General features: G+C 65.2%; 17 protein-coding genes. 6 read left to right on the forward strand and 11 right to left on the reverse strand.

Features of this window, described 5'->3' with window-relative positions; translation table 11 throughout:
- Nucleotides 1–15 precede the first annotated feature (15 nt).
- Together hutH and FJ956_RS13625 are read right to left on the reverse strand one after the other, a co-directional pair.
- Nucleotides 16–1512 carry a histidine ammonia-lyase gene (hutH, locus tag FJ956_RS13620; RefSeq protein WP_140677148.1) on the reverse strand — a complete coding sequence of 499 codons (1497 nt, stop codon included), beginning with the start codon at nucleotides 1510–1512 and terminating at the stop codon, nucleotides 16–18.
- Complete coding sequence (locus tag FJ956_RS13625) at nucleotides 1509–2510, reverse strand: ornithine cyclodeaminase family protein (RefSeq protein ID WP_140677150.1); 1002 nt, start codon at nucleotides 2508–2510, stop codon at nucleotides 1509–1511. The genes hutH and FJ956_RS13625 overlap by 4 nt, the downstream gene beginning before the upstream one ends.
- Before the next feature lie 441 nt (nucleotides 2511–2951).
- Between FJ956_RS13625 and FJ956_RS13630 the strand changes: the two genes are divergently transcribed.
- The 6 genes from FJ956_RS13630 to FJ956_RS13655 all read left to right on the forward strand — a co-directional run bounded on the left by FJ956_RS13630 (nucleotide 2952) and on the right by FJ956_RS13655 (nucleotide 10574).
- Nucleotides 2952–3938 carry an ABC transporter permease gene (locus FJ956_RS13630; protein ID WP_140640030.1) on the forward strand — a complete coding sequence of 329 codons (987 nt, stop codon included), beginning with the start codon at nucleotides 2952–2954 and terminating at the stop codon, nucleotides 3936–3938.
- 89 nt (nucleotides 3939–4027) lie between these two features.
- A complete protein-coding gene (locus FJ956_RS13635; RefSeq protein WP_140677152.1) occupies nucleotides 4028–5053 on the forward strand; it encodes a sugar ABC transporter substrate-binding protein in 1026 nt (341 codons plus the stop codon).
- Between the two features lie 78 nt (nucleotides 5054–5131).
- Nucleotides 5132–7255 carry an SMP-30/gluconolactonase/LRE family protein gene (locus tag FJ956_RS13640; RefSeq protein WP_140677154.1) on the forward strand — a complete coding sequence of 708 codons (2124 nt, stop codon included), beginning with the start codon at nucleotides 5132–5134 and terminating at the stop codon, nucleotides 7253–7255.
- Nucleotides 7252–8301: a hypothetical protein gene (locus FJ956_RS13645; protein WP_140677156.1), complete on the forward strand. Its 1050-nt coding sequence runs from the start codon at nucleotides 7252–7254 to the stop codon at nucleotides 8299–8301. Before FJ956_RS13640 ends, FJ956_RS13645 begins: the two co-directional genes overlap by 4 nt.
- On the forward strand, nucleotides 8301–9797 hold the full coding sequence (locus FJ956_RS13650; protein WP_140677158.1) for a sugar ABC transporter ATP-binding protein: 1497 nt from the start codon (nucleotides 8301–8303) through the stop codon (nucleotides 9795–9797). The genes FJ956_RS13645 and FJ956_RS13650 overlap by 1 nt, the downstream gene beginning before the upstream one ends.
- Before the next feature lie 369 nt (nucleotides 9798–10166).
- The gene (locus FJ956_RS13655; protein ID WP_140677160.1) at nucleotides 10167–10574 is read left to right on the forward strand and encodes a carboxymuconolactone decarboxylase family protein; all 408 of its coding nucleotides are present in this window, start codon (nucleotides 10167–10169) and stop codon (nucleotides 10572–10574) included.
- 46 nt (nucleotides 10575–10620) lie between these two features.
- On the opposite strand, the gene FJ956_RS13660 is transcribed toward FJ956_RS13655, so the two are convergent.
- The 9 genes from FJ956_RS13660 to FJ956_RS13700 all read right to left on the reverse strand — a co-directional run bounded on the left by FJ956_RS13660 (nucleotide 10621) and on the right by FJ956_RS13700 (nucleotide 18737).
- Nucleotides 10621–11508, reverse strand: a complete 888-nt coding sequence (locus FJ956_RS13660; RefSeq protein WP_181170195.1) for an amidohydrolase — start codon at nucleotides 11506–11508, stop codon at nucleotides 10621–10623.
- A complete protein-coding gene (locus FJ956_RS13665; protein ID WP_140677164.1) occupies nucleotides 11508–12644 on the reverse strand; it encodes a VWA domain-containing protein in 1137 nt (378 codons plus the stop codon). The genes FJ956_RS13660 and FJ956_RS13665 overlap by 1 nt, the downstream gene beginning before the upstream one ends.
- A 77-nt stretch (nucleotides 12645–12721) precedes the next feature.
- Nucleotides 12722–13603: a MoxR family ATPase gene (locus FJ956_RS13670; protein ID WP_140677166.1), complete on the reverse strand. Its 882-nt coding sequence runs from the start codon at nucleotides 13601–13603 to the stop codon at nucleotides 12722–12724.
- 7 nt (nucleotides 13604–13610) lie between these two features.
- Nucleotides 13611–14615, reverse strand: a complete 1005-nt coding sequence (locus tag FJ956_RS31005; protein ID WP_140677168.1) for a molybdopterin cofactor-binding domain-containing protein — start codon at nucleotides 14613–14615, stop codon at nucleotides 13611–13613.
- A 1-nt stretch (nucleotide 14616) separates the two neighbouring features.
- On the reverse strand, nucleotides 14617–15984 hold the full coding sequence (locus tag FJ956_RS31010) for a xanthine dehydrogenase family protein molybdopterin-binding subunit (RefSeq protein ID WP_140677170.1): 1368 nt from the start codon (nucleotides 15982–15984) through the stop codon (nucleotides 14617–14619).
- Nucleotides 15985–15995: 11 nt separating this feature from the next.
- Nucleotides 15996–16478: a (2Fe-2S)-binding protein gene (locus tag FJ956_RS13685; RefSeq protein ID WP_140677172.1), complete on the reverse strand. Its 483-nt coding sequence runs from the start codon at nucleotides 16476–16478 to the stop codon at nucleotides 15996–15998.
- A gap of 55 nt (nucleotides 16479–16533) precedes the next feature.
- Entirely contained in the window at nucleotides 16534–17328 is a 795-nt protein-coding gene (locus tag FJ956_RS13690) for an FAD binding domain-containing protein (protein ID WP_140677174.1), read from the reverse strand.
- 12 nt (nucleotides 17329–17340) lie between these two features.
- Complete coding sequence (locus FJ956_RS13695) at nucleotides 17341–17784, reverse strand: SRPBCC family protein (RefSeq protein WP_140677176.1); 444 nt, start codon at nucleotides 17782–17784, stop codon at nucleotides 17341–17343.
- A gap of 125 nt (nucleotides 17785–17909) precedes the next feature.
- On the reverse strand, nucleotides 17910–18737 hold the full coding sequence (locus FJ956_RS13700; protein ID WP_140677178.1) for an AraC family transcriptional regulator: 828 nt from the start codon (nucleotides 18735–18737) through the stop codon (nucleotides 17910–17912).
- Nucleotides 18738–18865 lie beyond the last annotated feature (128 nt).

Consider the following 18865-nt stretch of genomic DNA (forward strand, 5'->3'; position numbering starts at 1 on the left):
CAAGAGTCGAAAGCTTCAGCCTGTAGCTGGTGAACCTTGCCAGATTCCGCTGGCGAGGACGGCATAGAGCGCTTCGGAATCAATGCCGAGCGGTCTGTCTTCCTTGAGCGTGGCCACATGCGAGCGCACCGCCGCGTGGATCGCGCCGGTGGCCGGCGCGAGCGTTATGCCCTCGCGCAAATCGACCGCCTGCGCCGCCGCCATCAGCTCGAAGGTAATCAGCCGCCGCCACAGCACGATCATCTCGGCGCATTTGGCGACAGCGAGCGGCGTCTGCGTCGCGTGATCCTCGACGCCTTCGGACACCGGCAGGAAATCGAGCATCACGGGATTGGCCTTATGACGGATAGCGGCCAGGATCGCCGTCACCGTCTTCTGCAGCGGGACGAAGCCCGCCGAGGCGCCGCCGATCGGCGAGAGGTATTTCGGCAGGCCGTGGCGGGTCGAGCCGGTGAGCTGGATGAAGCGCGCGGCTGACGCTGCCGCGCATTGCGCGATCGCCAGGCCAAGCGTCTCGAAGGCGAGCGCCAGCGACGCGGTGTGGAAGTTGCCGGTCGACATGACCAGCTCATCCTCGGCAAGCACCAGCGGATTGTCGGCGGCGGCATTGAGCTCGATCTCGACCGCCAGCCGCGCATGGTCGATCGCCTGGATCAGCGCGCCATGGATCGAGGGCATGCAGCGGATCGACAGCGGATCCTGGATCGTGGTCGGCACCGGCGCTTCATCGCGCGCCAGCAGGTCGCGCAGCGCCTTCGCCGCAAGCTGCTGGCAGGCGCCCGGGCGTGCCTGGTGCTGGCGCGGATCGAGGATGGTGCGGTTGGCGCCAATACCTTCCATCGTCAGCGCGCCGGCCTGCTGTTGCTGTTCGAGCGCCGACAGTGCATCGGTCAGCGCCAGCGCCCCGGTGCCGGCCGAAACCGCCGAGGCGTTGATCAGGGAGAGGCCATCCTTCGCCGAAAGCGTGACGGGCGCAAGCCGCGCCATCATCAGCGCCTTGGCGGCAGGCATGCGGCGGCCCTGGTACTCCGCTTCGCCTTCGCCGATCAGCACCCTGGCGATCGCCGCCATCAGCAGGAGGTCGCCGGCGCCGATCGAGCCCAGCGGCGGCATCACCGGATGCACGCCGGCATTGAGCGCCTCGACCAGCGCCGTGAATACACGCGGCGACAGGCCAGAGCCGCCGGACGCCAGCATTGCAATGCGGGCGAACATCGCCGCCCGCACCGCCGGCACCGGCAGGGCCTCGCCGACGGCGGCGCTGCGGCCTTCGATCAACTGGCGCTGGAAGGCGCCGGCGTCGCCTTCGACGGCCGTGACGAGATTGGCGCCGAGCCCGGTGTTCAGCCCGTAAATCTGCTGGCCGCCGGCCGCGGCGGCATCGAGAACCTGGCGAGCCTTGTTGAGCTTTTCGACGACTGCCGGCGTGACCTCGACCTTGCAGGCATTGCGCGCGGCGGCAACCACATCCTCGATGCTGACGCCGGCGCCGGTGAGAACGAGCGGGCTCATGCGAAGCGCAGCCTCTGGCCGATGCCGTTTTCGCCGGCCTTGGCGAGCATCGCCTTGCCGAGCGCGATGTCGGAGAGCGAGAGGCCACGATGCCAGAACAGGATCGTCTCGCCATCGCTTTGCCGGCCGGCTTTCAGGCCGGCGGCGATCTGGCCGAGCTCGGCGTGCAGCGTCGCCTCGCTCAGCCGTCCCGTCTCGACATGGGCGCGCAGCGAGCCGAACTTGCCGCCCTTGCACTGCCCCCAGTCGTCGACGACGATCTTTTGCATGATGTCGGTGAGCGACAGCTCGACCGCGCTCATCGTGCCGTAGGGCACGACCAGCGCGCCCCGCTTGATCCATTCGGTCTTGAGCAGCGGCTGCGGCTGCGGCAGCCGCGAGGCCTCGACCACGATATCCGCGCCTTCGACGCAGCTTTTCCAGTCAGCCACGGCCAGGACCGGCTTGCCGAGGTCGGCGGCCAGCTTCGCGGCGAAGGCGTCGCGGCTTTCCGGCCGGCGCGAATGGACGCGGATCTCGTCGAAGTCGAAGAGATGATCGAGCAGGCGCACATTCCAATAGGCGGTGCCGCGCGCGCCGATATGGCCGAGCACCTTGGACGACTTCTTCGCCAGATGCTTGGCGCCGATGGCGGTGACCGCGCCGGTGCGCATGTCGGTGATGACGGTGGCGTCGAGGATGGCGCGCGGCATGCCGGTGCGCGGATCGAAAAGATTGAGGATGCCGAATTCCGACGGCAGGCCGTGCCTGTAGTTGTCGACATAATCGCCGACGATCTTCACGCCGGCGGCGTCGAGCGGCGCCACATAGCCGCGCAGCACGTTGAAGTGGCCGTGGAAGGACGGGTCGGGCTCGAGATGGACGCGCGGCTCGATAACGGTCCGGCCGTTGCCCTGCGCGACGAGCCCGGCTTCCACGGCGCCGACGATCTCGGCGTCGGACATGGCAAGGGCTTCGATGTCGAGAGCATTGAGGTAGTCGATATAAATCGGCTTCATGCGTTTTCCTCGGCCACCCCGCGGCTCATCCATAACAGGCGAAACGGCGACACGGAAGTTTGTTGGATAAGCTCTGGACTGGACCAGCGTCACGGCGATGTTTGCCTAGTCCTGCCGGCCAAGGCCGGAACCGAGGTTTCAGGCCATTCGACGAACAATTGAGCTCGCGCCGGTCGCATTTTTCGGACTTAAATCGCGTCGGCCCGCCACCTTCGAACTGCTCTTCCTCCGGCCGCGCGATTGATGCAACGGATTGCCAAAAAGCCAAAGAGTTTCCGGCTATTGCGCCAGTTTCGGCAATCGATGCGTCCATTTGGAAAATAGTTGGAGAGGCGCGGTTCTTGAGCGCGGATTCATTTGACGAGCCACTGTTGAGCCGATTAGCTTTCGGGCGGGATGGGAGCCGACACGGCCTTGCCATCGGGGCGAAAGACACAAGCGATGAATGCGATCGGCTGGCCGAACTGGAGGCGCCTTAATCAGGAAGGCATCGTCTTTGCCATCGCCATCCTGCTGTTCGCCGCCGCTGCGCTGGGCCTGCCCGGGTTCCTGACCGCCGACAATCTGGTGGCCATCGTCCGCTCGGTCTCGGTGCTCGGCATACTGGCGCTCGGCATGGCGGTCGTCATCATCGGCCGCGGCATCGACCTGTCGGCGGTGGCGATCATGGCGATGTCGGTCGCCTGGTATTTGCAACTGCTCAACACCGGAACCTCGGACGGGCTCGCCTTCGTGTATGTGCTGGCGGGCGTTTTAGCCATCGGCCTGCTCAACGGCTTTCTCGTCGCCTATGCCGACGTGCCGGCGATCTTCGTCACTTTGGCCACCGGCTCCTTCGTGTTCGGCTATGTGCGCTCGCAATTGATCACCCAGGATGCCGTGCCGGTGCCCGGCGGACATTGGGTCGAGCTGCTCGGCGGCGTCCGCTTCCTCGATATTCCGGTCGAGGTGTTCGTCTTCGCCGGGCTGGCCTTCCTGGTCTTCCTGTTCCTGCGCTACACCAAATGGGGCCGCTTCATCTATTTCGCGGGCGACAATCCGGTCGCCGCCCGCAACATCGGCGTTCCGGTGCGGCCTATGCTGGTGCTGCGCTATGTGCTGTCGGCTTTCGTGGCCCTGATCGCAGGCCTGCTGACGGCGGCCAGCCTGCATTCGATCAACACCCGCATCGTCAATTCGACGCTGCTCTACGACATTGTCCTGGTGGCGGTGATCGGCGGCATCGGCCTTTCGGGCGGCAGGGGCGGAGTGCGCAACGTGCTGGTGGGAGCGGCGCTGATCGGCATCCTGCTCAACGCCATGACCATCATCGACATTCCACTGCTCTACCAGAACCTGATCAAGGCGGCGATCCTGCTCGGGGCCATCATCGTCGACGGCATCATCAATCCGCGCGACGAACAGACCGCGCAACAAGGCGACATTTAGAGCAGAGGGGCTAGCCCATCTTGCTCTCGGGGTACCCGGAGCGATCGCGACGATCGGCCGGCAATGAAAACCGAACCAGAGGATGTGACATGAAACTACTCAGAACATTGATGGCCGCCGCCACGGCGCTCGCCGTTACCGCCTTCGCGGCGCCGAGCTTCGCCGCCGACGATCCGGGCCCCGCCGCCTATGCCAAGTCGCTCAACGGCAAGCGTGTCATGCTGGTGCCGCTGGCGATGGGCTTCGACCTGGCGCAGGGCTGGGCGCACTATCTGAAGAAGGAAGTCGAGGCCTGGGGCGGCACGTTCGAGACCCGTGACCCGAACTGGGTCGTCGATGCCGGCGCGCAGGCGATCACCGACGCCATCGCTTCAGACACGCGGCCTGACGTGCTCATCATCCATGCACCCGACCTCAACTCCTATTCGAAGTTGATGAAGAAGGCGCAGGCCGCCGGCACCTATGTGCTGCTGGTCGACAATCCGGCGAACTTCCCGGCCGACGCCTTCGTCGGCAGCGACTGGGACAAGCTCGGCCAGCTCGAAGCCGAAGCGGCGATCAAGGGCTGCGGCGAGAATTCCTCCAAGAAGATCGGGCTGGTGCAGGGCGACCAGGCAAACTCCTCGAGCCTCTACCAGTATGCCGGCATCATGAAGGTGCTGGAGAAGCATCCCGACTTCCAGGTGGTGGCAAAGCCCGACTCGAACTGGGACGCGACCACCTCGCGCAACGTGACGACGACGATGCTGCAGCAGCACCCGGACATCTGCTCGATCATCGACTTCTGGGACGGCGACGCCACCGGCGCCTCGGCCGCGATCCGCGACGCCAAGCTCGACGGCAAGGTGTTCCTCGTCACCACCGGCGGCGGCGAGAAGGCGGCCGATTGCGACAAGTTGGAAGACGGCACCTACGGCGCCGTGGTGATGACGGATCTTGCCCGACAGTCGGGCGACATGAACGCCATCATCAAGTTCCTGCTGCAGAGCGGCCAGCCGGCCGGCACCTCGCACACCTACATCTACACGCTGGAGAAGGCGACGACCAAGGCCGACCTCAAGCCCGACAGCTGCTGGGACCTGAAGGCGCTGCAGGCCGAAGCGGCGGCGAAATAAGCCGCGCCGCCAGAACGCATCCACAAGGTGGCCGGATTGTTCCGGCCACCTCTTTCCCATTGATGACAGCAGCAGCCGATGAATTTTCGTGAACGCCTCCAGGCCTGGCGCTACAATCTCGTGCCCGACCATCTGGTCGGCGAGATCCTGACCAAGCGCTGGACCGACAACGCCATTCCTTTCCTGGCGCTGGTGGCGACGCTTGGCGTGTTCGGCTCGATCATTCCGGGCTTCTTCAAGCTCACCTCGCTGCAGGAATCGACCCGCCAGCTGGGCGAGTTCTCGCTTGTGGTCATCGGCATGACCGTGGTGATGCTGGGTGGCGGCATCGATCTTGCGGTCGGCTCGATCTTCGCGCTGTCCTGTTTCTCCGCCGTCTACGTCTTCTTCATCCTCGAACAGTCGATCTGGCTGGCCTTGGCCGCGGCACTCTGCACGGGGCTCGTCTTCGGCGCCATCAACGGCTACCTGGTCGGGTATCTGAGGCTGCGCGCCTTCCTCACCACGCTGGTCACCTTCATTTTCGGGCGGGCGCTGTTCGACATCCTCGTCACCACCTATGCCGCCGACGTGCAGCTTTCCCAGGCAAGTTCCGATGTGCTCGACTTCATCGGCGACGGCACGTTCTGGGGCCTGTCGATCTCGGTCTGGCTAGCAATCGTCCTCGCCATCGTCACGCATATCGCGTTGACGCGATCGCGCCCCGGCTGGCATGTGCTGGCCGTGGGTGGCTCCCGGCGCTCGGCGCACAATGCCGGCATCCGGGTGCGCCGCACCGTCTTCATGACCTATGTTTTCTCCGGCTTCTGCGCCTCGATCGGCGGCTTTCTCATCGCCTGCCGGTTGAGCGGAGCGGGGCCGGGCACCGGCCTCAATCTCGAGATCATGGCGCTGACGGCGGCGGTGGTCGGCGGCGTCAGCCTGGGCGGCGGACGCGGCTCGGTGGTCAAGGGCCTGATGGGCGCCATCATCGTGCTTACCATGACCAACGGCCTGATCCGCCTGGGCTATGGCACCGGCACCAACCAGATGGTGCTCGGCATCCTGCTCGCGGTCGCCGTCACCATCGACATCCGCTGGCTGAAGAACCGCCACAAGGTGCTGAACGAGGTCTATGTTGCGCCGGTCTACCTCAGGATGGGTGAGACGCAATCGGCCGCGCCAGGTTCCGGCACGTCCTACGAGCTAGACAATCGGCTTTCGGTGGCGGATCATATTGGGCTCGGCGAGCTGGAAGGGCCCGAGGACGTGATCCTCGACCGCGATGACCATCTCTATTGCGGTACGCGCCATGGCGAGATCGTCCGCTTCTTCGCGCCTGATTATGTGAAGTCGGAAGTGTTTGCCCACATAGGCGGCTTCCCGCTGGGGCTGGCCTTCGACAGATCGGGCAATCTGATCAGCTGCGTCGGCGCCATGGGGCTCTATTCGGTCTCGCCGGAGCGGGACGTGAAGCGCCTGTCGGCCGAGACGGCGCGCTCCTGGACCTCGATCGTCGACGATGCGCGGCTGCGCGATCCCAACGATTGCGACATCGCGCCCGACGGCCGCATCTATTTCACGGATTCGACGAAGCGCTATGACGCCCATGATTGGGCGCTGGACTCGATCGAGAACCGCGCCACGGGCCGCCTTCTGGTCTACGACCCGAAGGACGGTTCCACCAAGACGCTGCTCGACGGCTACCGCTACACCAACGGCGTTTGCATGGCGCATGACGGCAAGTCGCTGTTCTTCGCCGAAAGCTGGGCCTGCCGCGTGCATCGCTATTGGCTGGAAGGACCGAAGGCCGGTACGGCCGAATGCGTTATCCGCGACATGCCGGGCTACCCCGACAACATCAACCGCGCTTCCGACGGTAATTACTGGATGGCCTGGCTCGGCATGCGCACGCCGAGCTTCGACCTGTCGCTGCGCCACCCCGACATGCGTAAGCGCATGACGCGCCGCCTGCCGCAGGACGAGTGGCTGTTCCCCAACATCAACACCGGCGGGGTGGTGAAGTTCAACGAGAAGGGCGGCATCGTCGATGCGATGGGCGACCTCACTGGCGGTGCGCATCCAATGGTCACCTCGATGCGTGAGCACAAGGGTTTTCTGTTCGTTGGCGGTATCCTCAACAACCGCATCGGCCGCTACAGGATTGCGGGCGCCGACCCCAACTGGACCAGCCCGGCTTCCTATTGGGGAGCAAAGCCATGATCCTCGATCCGATCCTGGACATGTTTCGCGGCAAGGCGGTGACCATCCCGCCGCTCGACGGAGCTTTTCGCCCGAATACGCGGCTGGATGATGCGCCGGCCTTCGCCGAGCTGACCGAACCGGACAATCTGCTGGTCGCCGACGAGCGGCTGCTCGCATCCAGCGGCAACACTGTCCTGGCGGTTGCGGCCGGTTCTGAGTCCGTCGTGGTCGAGACCTTTCAATCCCCCGTTACCGCGCTGGCGCTGTCACCAGCGGGCGAACTGACGGCCGGGCTGGAGAGCGGCAAGCTGCTCATCGCCGGCAAGGAGGTTTCGCTGCCGGCCGAAATCCGTTGCATCACCGCGCTTGCCTATGCCGATGATGGTACGCTTTGGCTGGCCAATGGTTCGGCACAGTGTCTGCCGTCGCAATGGGCGGCCGACCTGATGAAGAAGGGCGCGTCCGGGTCGTTGTGGGCGCGAACGGTGGGGGGAGCGTTTCGCAAGGTGGCCGGCGATATTGCTTTCCCTTACGGACTATATCCCACCGGCGGCGATGTGGTGATCAGCGAGAGCTGGCGCCATCAACTGGTGCGCTTCAGCAAGACCGGCAACCGCACCATGGCGCTGACGCATCTGCCCGGCTATCCCGCTCGCCTGTCGCCATCTGGCGACGGCGGGGCGTGGCTGAGCTTGTTCGCGCCGCGCAACCGGCTGATCGAATTCGTGCTGCAGGAAACGCATTATCGCCAGGATATGATCGACCAGGTGCCGCCGGCCTGCTGGATCGCGCCGGCGCTGGCCTCCAACCGCAGCTTTCTCGAGCCGCTGCAATGCGGCGGCATCCGCACCATGGGTATCCACAAGCCGTGGTCGCCCAGCCGCTCCTACGGGCTCGTCGTGAAGCTCGACCGGACCCTGCAGCCGCAATTCAGCCTGCACAGCCGCGCCGACGGCACGCGCCACGGCATCTGCAGCGTTGCGGAACAGGACGGCCGCCTGTTCATCGCCTCGAAAGGCGGCGATTGCGTGCTTGCCGTCGACCTCGCTTCGGGAGGTTTCTGATGGAACCGATCGTGCGCCTGGAGGACGTGACGAAAACCTATCGCGGCGTCCCGGCGGTGAAGAACGTCAGCTTCGATCTGAGGAAAGGCGAGATCCACGCGCTGCTCGGCGAGAACGGCGCCGGCAAGTCGACGCTGACCAAGATCATCGCCGGCGTCGTCGACGCCACTTCGGGCAAGATGTTCCACAAGGGGCAAGAGATCGCTTACGCCTCGCCGCATGCCGCGCTGGAAGCCGGCATTGCCATGGTGTTCCAGGAGACCAGCCTGGTGCCGTCGATGACGGTGGCGCAGAACCTCTATCTCGGCACCGAGAAATTCCTCAACCGGCTGCGCGGCACCTACATCTCGGCGCAGCAATTCCTGCAGTCGCTGAATTTTCCCGTGGACCCGAACGCGATGGTGGCGACGCTTGGCGCGGCCAAGCGGCAGATGGTGGAGATCGCGCGCGCCGTCCACCACAATGCCGAGATCATCATCTTCGACGAACCGACGGCGACGCTGACGCCTGAGGAGAAGCGCCATTTCTTCGCGCTGATCCGCCGGCTGAAGGCGCGCGGCGTGTCGATCGTCTTCATCAGCCATGCGCTGGAAGAAGCGCTGATGATCGCCGACCGCATCACCATCCTGCGCGACGGCGAGCTGGTGGTCACCGACGAGACATCGGCCTTCGACCGCGACAAGATCGTCGCCGCCATGGTCGGCCGCTCCCTGTCGGGGCAGATCTACCGCCAGCGCGATGAGGCGAAATTGCGCAAGGCAGGCAAGAAGGTGCTGTCCGTGCAGGACATCTCGATGAGCAACATCGTGCGCAACAATTCCTTCTCGATCTTCGAGAGCCAGATCACCGGCGTGTTCGGGCTGATCGGCTCGGGACGCACCGAGACCTTCAAGATCGTGTCGGGCATCTACAAGCGCGACTTTTTGCGCGGTGGTGCGATTGAATTGGACGACAAGCCGGTGCGCTACCTCGTGCCGAGCGAGGCGGTGGCCGACGGCATCGTCTACGTCACCGAAGACCGCAAAAGCGAAGGCATCTTCGAGACTATGGGCATCGCCGAGAACCTGTTCGGCGGGCTGCTCGCCGCCGGTCGCGAGAAAGCCTGGGTGATCAACCAGCAGGAGATGCGGCAGCTCTCGGCCGAATGGACCAAGACGCTCAACATCAAGGCGATCAACGACAATGCCCGCGTGGTCGAGCTTTCCGGCGGCAACCAGCAGAAGGTGGTGATCGGCAAGGGGCTGGTGCAGCAGCCGCGCATCGTCATCCTCGACGAGCCGACCCGCGGCGTCGATGTCGGCGCCATCGCCGAGATCCACCAGATCATCAACCGGCTGGCCGACGAGGGCCTCGCCGTCGTCGTCATCTCGTCCTACCTGCCGGAGATCATGAACCTGTCCGACCGCATCCTGGTCTGCCGCCAGGGCCGCATCGTCGAGGAGTTCTCGCCGGCGGAGGCGACGGAGGAGAAGATCATGTACGCGGCGGTGCACTAGGGTGTTGGCTGGCGGGCACTTCGACAATTGGCCGAATCGTCCGTCCCGTCGTCATCCACGGGCGGAGCAAGGAGCGAAGCGACGCGCGCAGACCTGAGGATCCATTCCGTGACTTTTAGGCGTTGCTACGGTCCAGAATTCTGCTTCGCTGCATCCCTCGCGCGAGGTCGCGGCATGGATTCCAGGGTCTGCGCGCGTCGCTGCGCTCCTTGCTCCGCCCTAGAATGACGATGCTGAGGTGCTTCGGCCAACTTCCGCGGCGGTGTGTTGTTTCGAGCTAAAAACTGAATCGGACAAACAGGTTAGCCGTCTATGCGCAACACTTGATTCAACGACCTCGACCGGCGATTCAAACGAAAGGACCACACGATGGCCACCACAAAACTGCTCACCGACGCCGAGGTCGAAAAGATCCCGGCGGTGAAGGCGGTGTTCGACGATATCCGCGCGACGCGAAAATCCGACTTCGTCAACAATTTCTGGCGCGGGCTGGCCAACGATCCGGCGGCGCTGAAGCGGGTGTGGGAACAGCTCAAGGCAGTGATGGTCGCCGACAGCGCCGTCGATCCGCTGACCAAGGAAATGATCTACATCGCCGTCTCCACCGCCAACGGCTGCTCCTACTGCGTCCATTCGCATACGGCCGCCGCCCGCGCCAAGGGCATGACCGACGCGCAGCATGGCGAGCTTGTGTCGATCATCGGCCTGGCCGGACAGACGAACCATCTGGTGACGGCAATGCAGATACCGCTCGACCCGCAGTTCGAGGTGAAGTGAAGCGCAGGCTTCTCCTTCTCCCACAAGGGGAGAAGGAAGAAGCGCGCTACACTGGCCGGTACACCTTCTCGGCCGTGTTCCAGAAGATGTCTGCCTCGGCCTTGGGGCCATGCCGCATCACCGCCGCGCGGTGCGCTCGGATCAGCTCGGCATGGCTGGTCCACAGCTTTTCGATCGGGAAGTTCGAGCCGAACATCAGCCGGTCGCTGCCGAGGATATCGACCGCGTTGTCGACGATGTAGGCGATGAGGTTCGGGTCGTTGCGGTGGACGAAGGTGCCGAGCCCCGACAGCTTGGCGTAGAAATTGGGTGCTGCCGAAAGCGTGCGGAGCCCCGCCTTCCATGCTTCGGTGGTTTCCTCACCCATGCCGGTCAGCATGCCGGCATGGGTGAGGATGAAATTCGTCCGAGGGTTTTCGCCGACCAACGTCAGCCCGTCCTTCATCTGCGCCGGGAAGAGCTGCAGGTCGAAGGAGAGGCCGTAATCCTTCAGCCGCGCCACGTTTCTCCGCACGTTCGGATCGATCACCTGGTCGGCGGAGGCGGCGAAGCGGAAGGCTGGCGTTTCGTGCCAGTGGAGCTGCATGCGCACGCCGCGCAGCAGCTTGTATTTCATCAGCCGGTCGATCTGCGGGCGGACATCGTCGACCGTCATGTCGGCATAGCCGACAATGGCGTGCGGCCAGCCGGTTTCGTCGGCGGTCTTCTGCAGGAAGGCGACCTCTTTTTCGAAATCCTCCTTGGCCCAGTTGGTCTGGACATAGACGGCCTTCTCGACGCCCGAGCCTTTCTGGTCTTCGAGGAACTCCGTGATCGGATAGTCGCGGCGGATCGGCTCGTAGGGGCCGAAGATGCGCGGCACCATGGGGCCGACCAGCCAGGGCTGGTCCTTCTGGCGCCAGATGTGGAAATGCGCGTCGATGGCTTTCTGCATCACGATACCCTTTTCCAGATGACTGAAGCCGCAGGCGCAGGACGGGCGAGCGACAGTATGAAATCGGTGAGGCTTCCGACCGACGAGCCGTCGACCAGATCGTCAAGCGCCGGCAGGATGGCGCGGAGCGCCGCCGTCGCCGGGCGAAAGCGCGGATCGCCGGCGAGTGGCGTCGCCAGCGACAGCCGGAAAGCGCGGGCGCTGAAGCGGCGCATCGCGGTTTCGAGGTCGGAATGGTCGCCGCGTTCCAGGCCATCGGACAGGATGACGACGCAGGCGCCGCGCGCGAAAGCGGAAAAGCGCGGCACCGAAAGGAAGGCCAGCAGTGTCGGCCCCATGCGGGTGCCGCCGTCCCAGTCGTCGACAAGTGCTGCGACGCGGGCGAGCGCCTGCTCGCGGTCGCGAATGCGCAGCGCCGAGGTGATGCGGGTGAGGCGCGTGCCGAAGGTGAAGACTTCCGCCCGGTCCGCGCCTTGCACGGTCGCATGGGCCAGCTTGAGGTAGTCCGCGGTGTGCAGCTTCATCGAGCCCGAGACGTCGATGAGCAGGAGCAGCTTGCGGGGCACGGCCTGGCGGCGGCGCAGCTGCGGCGCGGGGATGTCGCCGTCGGCGCTGACGATTTCGCTGAGCGAGCGTCGAAGATCGAGCGTGCCGCGCGAGCGGGTACGCGCGGTGCGGAAGGAACGGCGCGCGGGCAGGGCGGATGCGAGCCTGCGGCGGAACTGGCCGAGGCCATCGGCGTCGCGCTGGAAATCACGGCTGCTCAGCTGCTCGAGCGCCGACGACAGCTCGCCGCCTTTCTCATGGCGGGCGATCTGTTTCTCTTCCTCGCGCGCGCCGCGATCGTCCTTGACGCGGGTCTCGTCGTCCTCTTCGCCTTCGATCGAAGATTGAGCGTCGCCGTAGAAATAGGCTCGGAAATGCGCCTCGAATTCGCCGCGACGATCGGGTGAGGGCGCGAGCGTTGCGAGAGCTGCCTCGCGGATGTCGTTCATCGAGCGCGGGCCGAGCAATGTGACCGCCTGCATGAAGCTGGTCACCTGTTCCGGTGCGACGGCGAAGGCGTGGCTGCGCAGCAGCCGAGCGAAGCCCAAGAAGGGCGCGGCGGCGCGAGGCAGGCTTTCCCAACGCCTCATTCCTTCGCGCCCCCCTCTGTCCCGCCAGCGTCGCGCATTAGCCTTGGGGTATCGCGCTAGCGCGTCGCGATTGCCCATCACCCCAGCGCCTCCTCGACAATCCTCCCCAGCTCCGGCGCGATCGCCGACAGATCCTCCTCGTCCTTGATCAGCACGCCGATGGCGCGGCGGAAGGCTTGCGGCCACGGGCTGCCGCCTTTTTCGAGGATGGTCGCGGCATTCGCCCATTCGACGGCTTCGGCAATGCCCGGCGGTTTCGCCAGCGGACGCGCGCGGATCTCCTGCACGGCATTGGCCACCGCGCGTGCGGTTGCTTCGGCGACATGGCCCGAGCGCAGCATGATGATCTCGGCCTCGCGCGTGGCGTCGGGATAGCCGATCCAGTGATAGACGCAGCGCCGGCGCAACGCCTCGGCAAGCTCTCGGGTGCGGTTCGAGGTCAAGATGACGATGGGCTGCGCAGCGGCGCGGATGGTGCCGCGTTCCGGAATGCTGATCTGGAAATCGGAGAGGAACTCCAAAAGCAACGCCTCGAACTCGTGGTCGGAACGGTCGATCTCGTCGACCAGAAGCACGCGTTGCTCCGGCGCCCGCAAAACTTGCAGCAGCGGGCGGGCGATCAGGAAGCGGTCGTCATAGATGTCGATCTCGTGCTCGCCGGCATGGCGGATGGCGAGCAACTGGCGCTGGTAGTTCCACTCGTAAAGCGCATGCCCGGCGTCGACGCCTTCATAGCATTGCAGGCGCACCAGCTCGCGGCCGAGGAGCTCGGCGACCGCCTTCGCGGCTTCGGTCTTGCCGACGCCAGGCGCGCCTTCGAGCAGCAGCGGCTTGCCCAGGCGGATCGCCAGGAAGATCGCGGTCGCAAGGCTGTCGTCGGCCAGATAGCGCGAGGCGGCAAGGCGCGCGGCTATCGCTTCCGGCGAAGCCGCGACCTCAACGGCGTCGGTGCTGGTCATCTTCCCCTCAGCCCGCCGCCTGCGCCTTCAGCGCGCGCAGGATGCGCTCCGGCGTGATCGGCAGCGTGTCGATGCGAACCCCGACCGCGTCGAAGACGGCGTTGGCGACGGCCGGAATCTGCGGGTTGGCGCACATCTCGCCCGGCCCCTTGGCGCCGAACGGCCCGTCGGCCGAGGGACGCTCCAAGACGATGATCTCGGTCTCGGCCAGATCGCCGGGACCCGGCATCAGATATTGGTTGAAGTCGGTGCCGCCATGGTCGCGGTTCGGATAATACGGTTCGGTCGTCTCGTAGAGCGCGTGGCTGATTCCCATCCAGGAGCCGCCGACCAGCTGCTGCTCGACCATCTTCGGATTGAGCGCGCGGCCGATCTCGAAGACGTTCTTGACCGTAAGCACCGTCACTTCGCCGGTCTCGTCGTCGACCTCGACCTCGGCCACCGTGCAGGCATGGGCGTAGCAGGTGGAAGGCTTCATCGCGCCGGTCTCCTTCTCCGGGTAGGAGCGCGGGATCAGGAACATGCCGCGACCCGAGATCGAGCGGCCGCGCTTGAAATGCGCCGACAACGCGACATCGAAGATCGAGATCGATTTCTGCGGCGCGCCCTTCACCTGTATATTGCCCTGGCCGTCGGTCTCGAGGTCGGAGGCGTTCACTTCCAGCTCTTCGGCGGCCACTTCCAGCATCACCTGGCGGGCTTCCTTGGCTGCCTGGATGACGGCATTGCCGGCGCGGTGCGTGCCGCGCGAGGCGAAAGTGCCCATGCAGTGCGGGCCGGTGTCGGTGTCGGCGGTGTCGATGATGACGCGGTCGGTCGGCACGCCGATCGTCTCGGCGCAGATCTGCGCCATGATCTGCTTCATGCCCTGGCCGAGATCGACGCTGGAGAGCGTCACCATGAAATTGCCGGTCGGCGTCGAATGGACCAGCGCCTGGGTCGGGTCGCCGCCGAGGTTCATGCCGGTCGGATAGTTGATCGCGGCCATGCCGCGTCCACGCCGGATCGCCATCTCAGGCTCCCTTCTTGTAGGAGGACATCGCCATGTATTTTTCCGCCACCGGCCAGTTGGCGGCGCGCGAGGCTTCCTGCATGCATTCGATCAGCGCCGCACCCTCGGTCGGCTGGCGATGCGCCTTCATGTCGCCGTCGCGATAGGCGTTGATGAAGCGGAATTCGAGCGGGTCCATGCCGATCAGCCGGGCCAGCTTGTCCATCTGCACCTCCAGCGCGAAGTCGCCGATGGTGACGCCGAAGCCGCGCATGGCGGAGGAGGGGGTGCGGTTGGTGTAGACGCAATAGGTGTCGATCCAGACATTCGGGATCGTATACGGGCCTGGATAGTGCGCGGCGCCCTTCTGCGCGCCGTAAGGCGAGTGGCGCGAATAGGCACCGGCATCGGTGTAGCCGGTCACCTTGCGCGCAACGATGCGGCCATCCTTCATGACGCCGTCCTTGATGACGACCTTCTCGGCCGCGCGCGGCGAGGAGATCTGCATCTCTTCCTCACGGCTGTAAATAAAACAGACCGGGCGTCCGGTTAGCTTGGCCGCGAGGATAGCGATCGGCTCGACGATCACGTCGACCTTGCCGCCAAAACCGCCGCCGACCGTGCCGCCGACGAAATGCAGCTTCGAGCCCGGCATCTGCAGGATGATCGAGGTGTTGTCGAGCGTGAAGAACATCGCCTGCGTGTTGGTGTAGCAGGTGAAGCGGTCATTGCCCTCGGGCGCCACCACGCAGCCCGTCGTCTCGGTCGGCGCGTGCTCGATCGGCGAGGACTGGTAGGACTGTTCGAGGATGTGGTCGGCCCCGGCAAAGCCTGCCTCGACATCGCCGAAGCGCACCTTGCGGCACTCGCCGCTGTCATAGAGGTAGTGGTTCTGGCCGTGATACTCGTTGACCAAAGGCGCGCCGGGCTTCAGCGCTTCCTCCATGTCGAAGACCGCGGGGAGCACCTCATAGTCGACCTTGACCTTGGCGGCGGCTTCCTGCGCCGCGCGCTCGGTCTCGGCCAGCACCGCTACCACGGCCTCGCCTTTCCAGCGCACCTTGCCGTCGGCGAGCACGGTTTCGTCCTCGGGACCGATCTGGATCAGGATCAGGATGGTGTAGACGTTGTGCGGCACGTCCTTGGCGGTCAGCACCTTGACGACGCCCGGGTGCTTTTCCGCTTGCGACGTATCGATCGAGCGGATGCGGGCATGGTGGTGCGGGCTGCGCACCATCTTCAGATGCAGCATGCCCGGGAAGTTCCGGTCGGCGAAATAGGCGGTCTTGCCGGTGACGTGTCCAGGTGAGTCGAGCCGCGGGCGGCCCTGGCCGATCTCGTGCAGGCCGTCCTTGCGGACATCGGCGAAATAATCCTTGCGCAGTTCCATGGCTCGTTCCCTCAGGCGGCGTTCTGCGAGTTGGCGCGCGCGGCAATCAGCACCGCCTGGATGATCGGCTCATAGCCGGTGCAGCGGCAGATGTTGCCGGACAGCGCCTCAACGACATCCTCGCGGCTGGGGTTCGGCGTGCGGTCGAGCAGAACTTTAGCGGCCATGATCATGCCCGGCGTGCAGAAGCCGCATTGCGTGGCGAAGGCATCGAGGAAGGCGCGCTGCAGCGGATGCAGCACGCCGCCCTCGGCGAGGCCGGCGGTCGTCTTGATGTCGGCGCCGCCGCAGGTTTCGGCCAGCGTCAGGCAGGAGAGCCTCAGTTCGCCATCGATGATGACCGAGCAGGCGCCGCAGGTGCCTTGGTGGCAGCCGCCCTTGGGCGATGTGTCGCCGATCTTGTCGCGCAGCGCGTGGAGCAGTGTCGCGCCGCTTTCGACGAACTCGGCTTTTTCAGAACCGTTGAGCGTGAATTGGACAGGTACCTTCGCCATTTTTCCTCCTGCGCGCCTGCCCGGATCCGCCGGACAGACGCGCGTCCCCCACGGATTAATTCGACAACAACCGGCCGAGATGAACTGGCAGGACCTCGGCGCGGTACCAGGCGCTGGCGATCGGGTCGGTGATCGGCGCGATGCCTTCGCTCGAGGCGGCCAGCGCCGGCGCGATTTCCTGCGGCGTGAGCTTGCAGCCGAGCAGCGCCTTTTCGGTGGCTAAAGCGCGTATCGGCCGATCGGCCATGCAGCCCAGCGCGATCCGCGCCGAGGTCACCGTGCCGTCCGACGCGAGCTCCAGAAGCGCGGCGATGCTCAGCACCGACACACCCTTCGGCTTGACGCGCGACACTTTCAGGAAGCGGAAGCCCTCCGCCTTGGGCAAGGAGAAACCGACGGCCGTGACGATGGCGCGGTTGGTGTCGCGATCGGCCAAAAAAGTCTCGACCGGCAGTTCGCCGTCTTCGGCGACGACGGTCGCGTCCAGCGCCAGCAGCGCCGCGGCGAAATCGCCGTAAGGGGCAGGGGCGAACAGATTGCCGCCGACGGTCGCCATGTTGCGGATCGCCGGTCCGCCGACGGCGCGCGCGGCCGGCGCGAGCGCGGCAAGCTCGGGATGGCGGGCAATCGCGGCCATGGTGACCGAAGCGCCGAGCCGGACCTTGCCGCCGGAAACCGCGATCTGCGAGAGGCCGGGATCGTTGACACGGATCAGGCTGGAGACGGAAACGTCGCCTTCGTTGGTGGCGCGGACCACCAGCGTGCCGCCGCCAAGATAACGCGTGCCAGCTGCCTGCAAGGCGGCATTGGCATCTTTCACGCTCGAAAAAGTCTGCAGCGCAAGCGACATAGCGCGCTCCCGTCAGCTCTGGCCGGCAAAATGGGCCTTCAGGGCGTTGAAGCCGCCCTGGAAGACGTTGGCGCCCATGCCCTCGGCCAGCTTGTCGGCCTCCTCGGGCGCTGCGTCGAAGCTCGCCGTCCATTCGGCGTAGGTGCGGTTGCCGTCGGTGACGCGCCGCAACTGCAGCGTCGCCTTGTGATTGGTGAGCGGCTGCGGTGTTTCCAGGATCGAATAGCTGACCAGGAAATTGTCGTCGGAGAAGTCGAGCAGCTTTTCGCGCAGCCGCGCGCCGCTGACCAGTTGGAAGTTGCGCACGCAGCCGATCGTTGTGGCGTCCTTGCCGTCCTCGATGTGGCTTTCCACCATGCGCGGATGCCAGCCCGGCAGGCCGTTGAAGTCGCGGATGCGTGCCCAGACTTGCTCGACCGGCGCGTCGATGATGCTGGAAATGGTGACTTTCGCCATAGACTGGTTCCCTTGCAAAGATCGGGAGCAGGCTAGGGCGGCCGACGGGCCGGCGCTTATCAATGCGTCTTGAGTACGTATCAACCAGTCGGAAAATGCGGCGACGGATCAGCCTGCGAAGGCGCTCAAGACATGGCTCTCGCGGCTTCGCGGTAGAGCGTCGGCGGCACGCCGACATGGTCGCGGAAGAAGCGCGAGAAATTGCCCTGGGTGGTGAAGCCGAGGTTGCAGGCGACCGAGATCAGCGGGGCCTCGGACCACTGCAGCTGGCGCACGGCTTCCTCCATGCGCAGCGTGTTCCAGTACACGTTGGGCGTCAGGTTGGTCTGTTCCTTGAACAGCGCGAAAAAGTGCGGCCGGGACAGGCCGACCGAACGCGCGACGTCGTCGAAGGAGATGCGCTCGCAGACATTGGCCTTCATCAGCTGGATCGCCTTGCGGACGCGGAAATCGAGCATCGTGTTGATGCGCGCGCGGGCTATCTGCGGCGCGGATGTCTCCGCCGCGTCGAGCACGCTGTCGATGAAACGCTCGATCTCGTAATTGGCGACGTCGTCGATGCTCTCGTTGTCGGTCAGGTGATCGAGCAGGTTCGCCGCCGCCTGGTGCAGCCAGGGCTCCAGTGTGATCGCGGCCTGCGTGAACAGCGGCGCCGAGGAGGGCAGGTCGCGGCGCCGGCGCGCCCAATCGGGGTCGATGTAGAAGGCGAGGAACAGGCCGGGCTTGCCGTCGCGGGAAAGGGCGTGGCTGTGCGGCTGGAACGAGTTGATGCCGGCCGCCGTGCCCGGCCCAAGCCGCACCGTCTCGCGGCCGATGGTCATCTCGCCCGCCGTGCCTTCCAGCCAGATGATGAGATGCGCCTCGCCGTGGGCATGGGTGACGAAGTCGTTGGCGACATTCAGCACGGAAACATGTCCGAACCGGCCCCAATAGAGCCTGATCGCGTCCGTCATGGGTATCGTTCCTCCCGCAGGCGACTGGCCTCCCTTCGCCTGCGGGGGAATAGTGCGGCTGAGTTTGCGGTTGCGTCAAGGCAGGTAGGAATGACGGCCGTCTCGCAGCGCCCGTCCAGACCGATTTT

The organism is Mesorhizobium sp. B2-4-3 (assembly GCF_006442815.1).
In the GTDB taxonomy this organism is placed as follows: Bacteria; Pseudomonadota; Alphaproteobacteria; order Rhizobiales; family Rhizobiaceae; genus Mesorhizobium.

Excerpts from the sequence above, each read along its gene's own strand:
- FJ956_RS13635 (WP_140677152.1), top strand. The coding sequence starts at position 4,028 with ATGAAACTACTCAGAACATTGATGGCCGCCGCCACGGCGCTCGCCGTT.
- hutH (WP_140677148.1), bottom strand. The coding sequence starts at position 1,512 with ATGAGCCCGCTCGTTCTCACCGGCGCCGGCGTCAGCATCGAGGATGTG.
- FJ956_RS13670 (WP_140677166.1), bottom strand. The coding sequence starts at position 13,603 with ATGACCAGCACCGACGCCGTTGAGGTCGCGGCTTCGCCGGAAGCGATA.
- FJ956_RS13690 (WP_140677174.1), bottom strand. The coding sequence starts at position 17,328 with ATGTCGCTTGCGCTGCAGACTTTTTCGAGCGTGAAAGATGCCAATGCC.
- FJ956_RS13685 (WP_140677172.1), bottom strand. The coding sequence starts at position 16,478 with ATGGCGAAGGTACCTGTCCAATTCACGCTCAACGGTTCTGAAAAAGCC.
- FJ956_RS13625 (WP_140677150.1), bottom strand. The coding sequence starts at position 2,510 with ATGAAGCCGATTTATATCGACTACCTCAATGCTCTCGACATCGAAGCC.
- FJ956_RS13695 (WP_140677176.1), bottom strand. The coding sequence starts at position 17,784 with ATGGCGAAAGTCACCATTTCCAGCATCATCGACGCGCCGGTCGAGCAA.
- FJ956_RS13630 (WP_140640030.1), top strand. The coding sequence starts at position 2,952 with ATGAATGCGATCGGCTGGCCGAACTGGAGGCGCCTTAATCAGGAAGGC.
- FJ956_RS13640 (WP_140677154.1), top strand. The coding sequence starts at position 5,132 with ATGAATTTTCGTGAACGCCTCCAGGCCTGGCGCTACAATCTCGTGCCC.
- FJ956_RS13665 (WP_140677164.1), bottom strand. The coding sequence starts at position 12,644 with ATGAGGCGTTGGGAAAGCCTGCCTCGCGCCGCCGCGCCCTTCTTGGGC.
- FJ956_RS13660 (WP_181170195.1), bottom strand. The coding sequence starts at position 11,508 with ATGCAGAAAGCCATCGACGCGCATTTCCACATCTGGCGCCAGAAGGAC.
- FJ956_RS13700 (WP_140677178.1), bottom strand. The coding sequence starts at position 18,737 with ATGACGGACGCGATCAGGCTCTATTGGGGCCGGTTCGGACATGTTTCC.
- FJ956_RS13645 (WP_140677156.1), top strand. The coding sequence starts at position 7,252 with ATGATCCTCGATCCGATCCTGGACATGTTTCGCGGCAAGGCGGTGACC.
- FJ956_RS13650 (WP_140677158.1), top strand. The coding sequence starts at position 8,301 with ATGGAACCGATCGTGCGCCTGGAGGACGTGACGAAAACCTATCGCGGC.
- FJ956_RS13655 (WP_140677160.1), top strand. The coding sequence starts at position 10,167 with ATGGCCACCACAAAACTGCTCACCGACGCCGAGGTCGAAAAGATCCCG.
- FJ956_RS31005 (WP_140677168.1), bottom strand. The coding sequence starts at position 14,615 with ATGGCGATCCGGCGTGGACGCGGCATGGCCGCGATCAACTATCCGACC.
- FJ956_RS31010 (WP_140677170.1), bottom strand. The coding sequence starts at position 15,984 with ATGGAACTGCGCAAGGATTATTTCGCCGATGTCCGCAAGGACGGCCTG.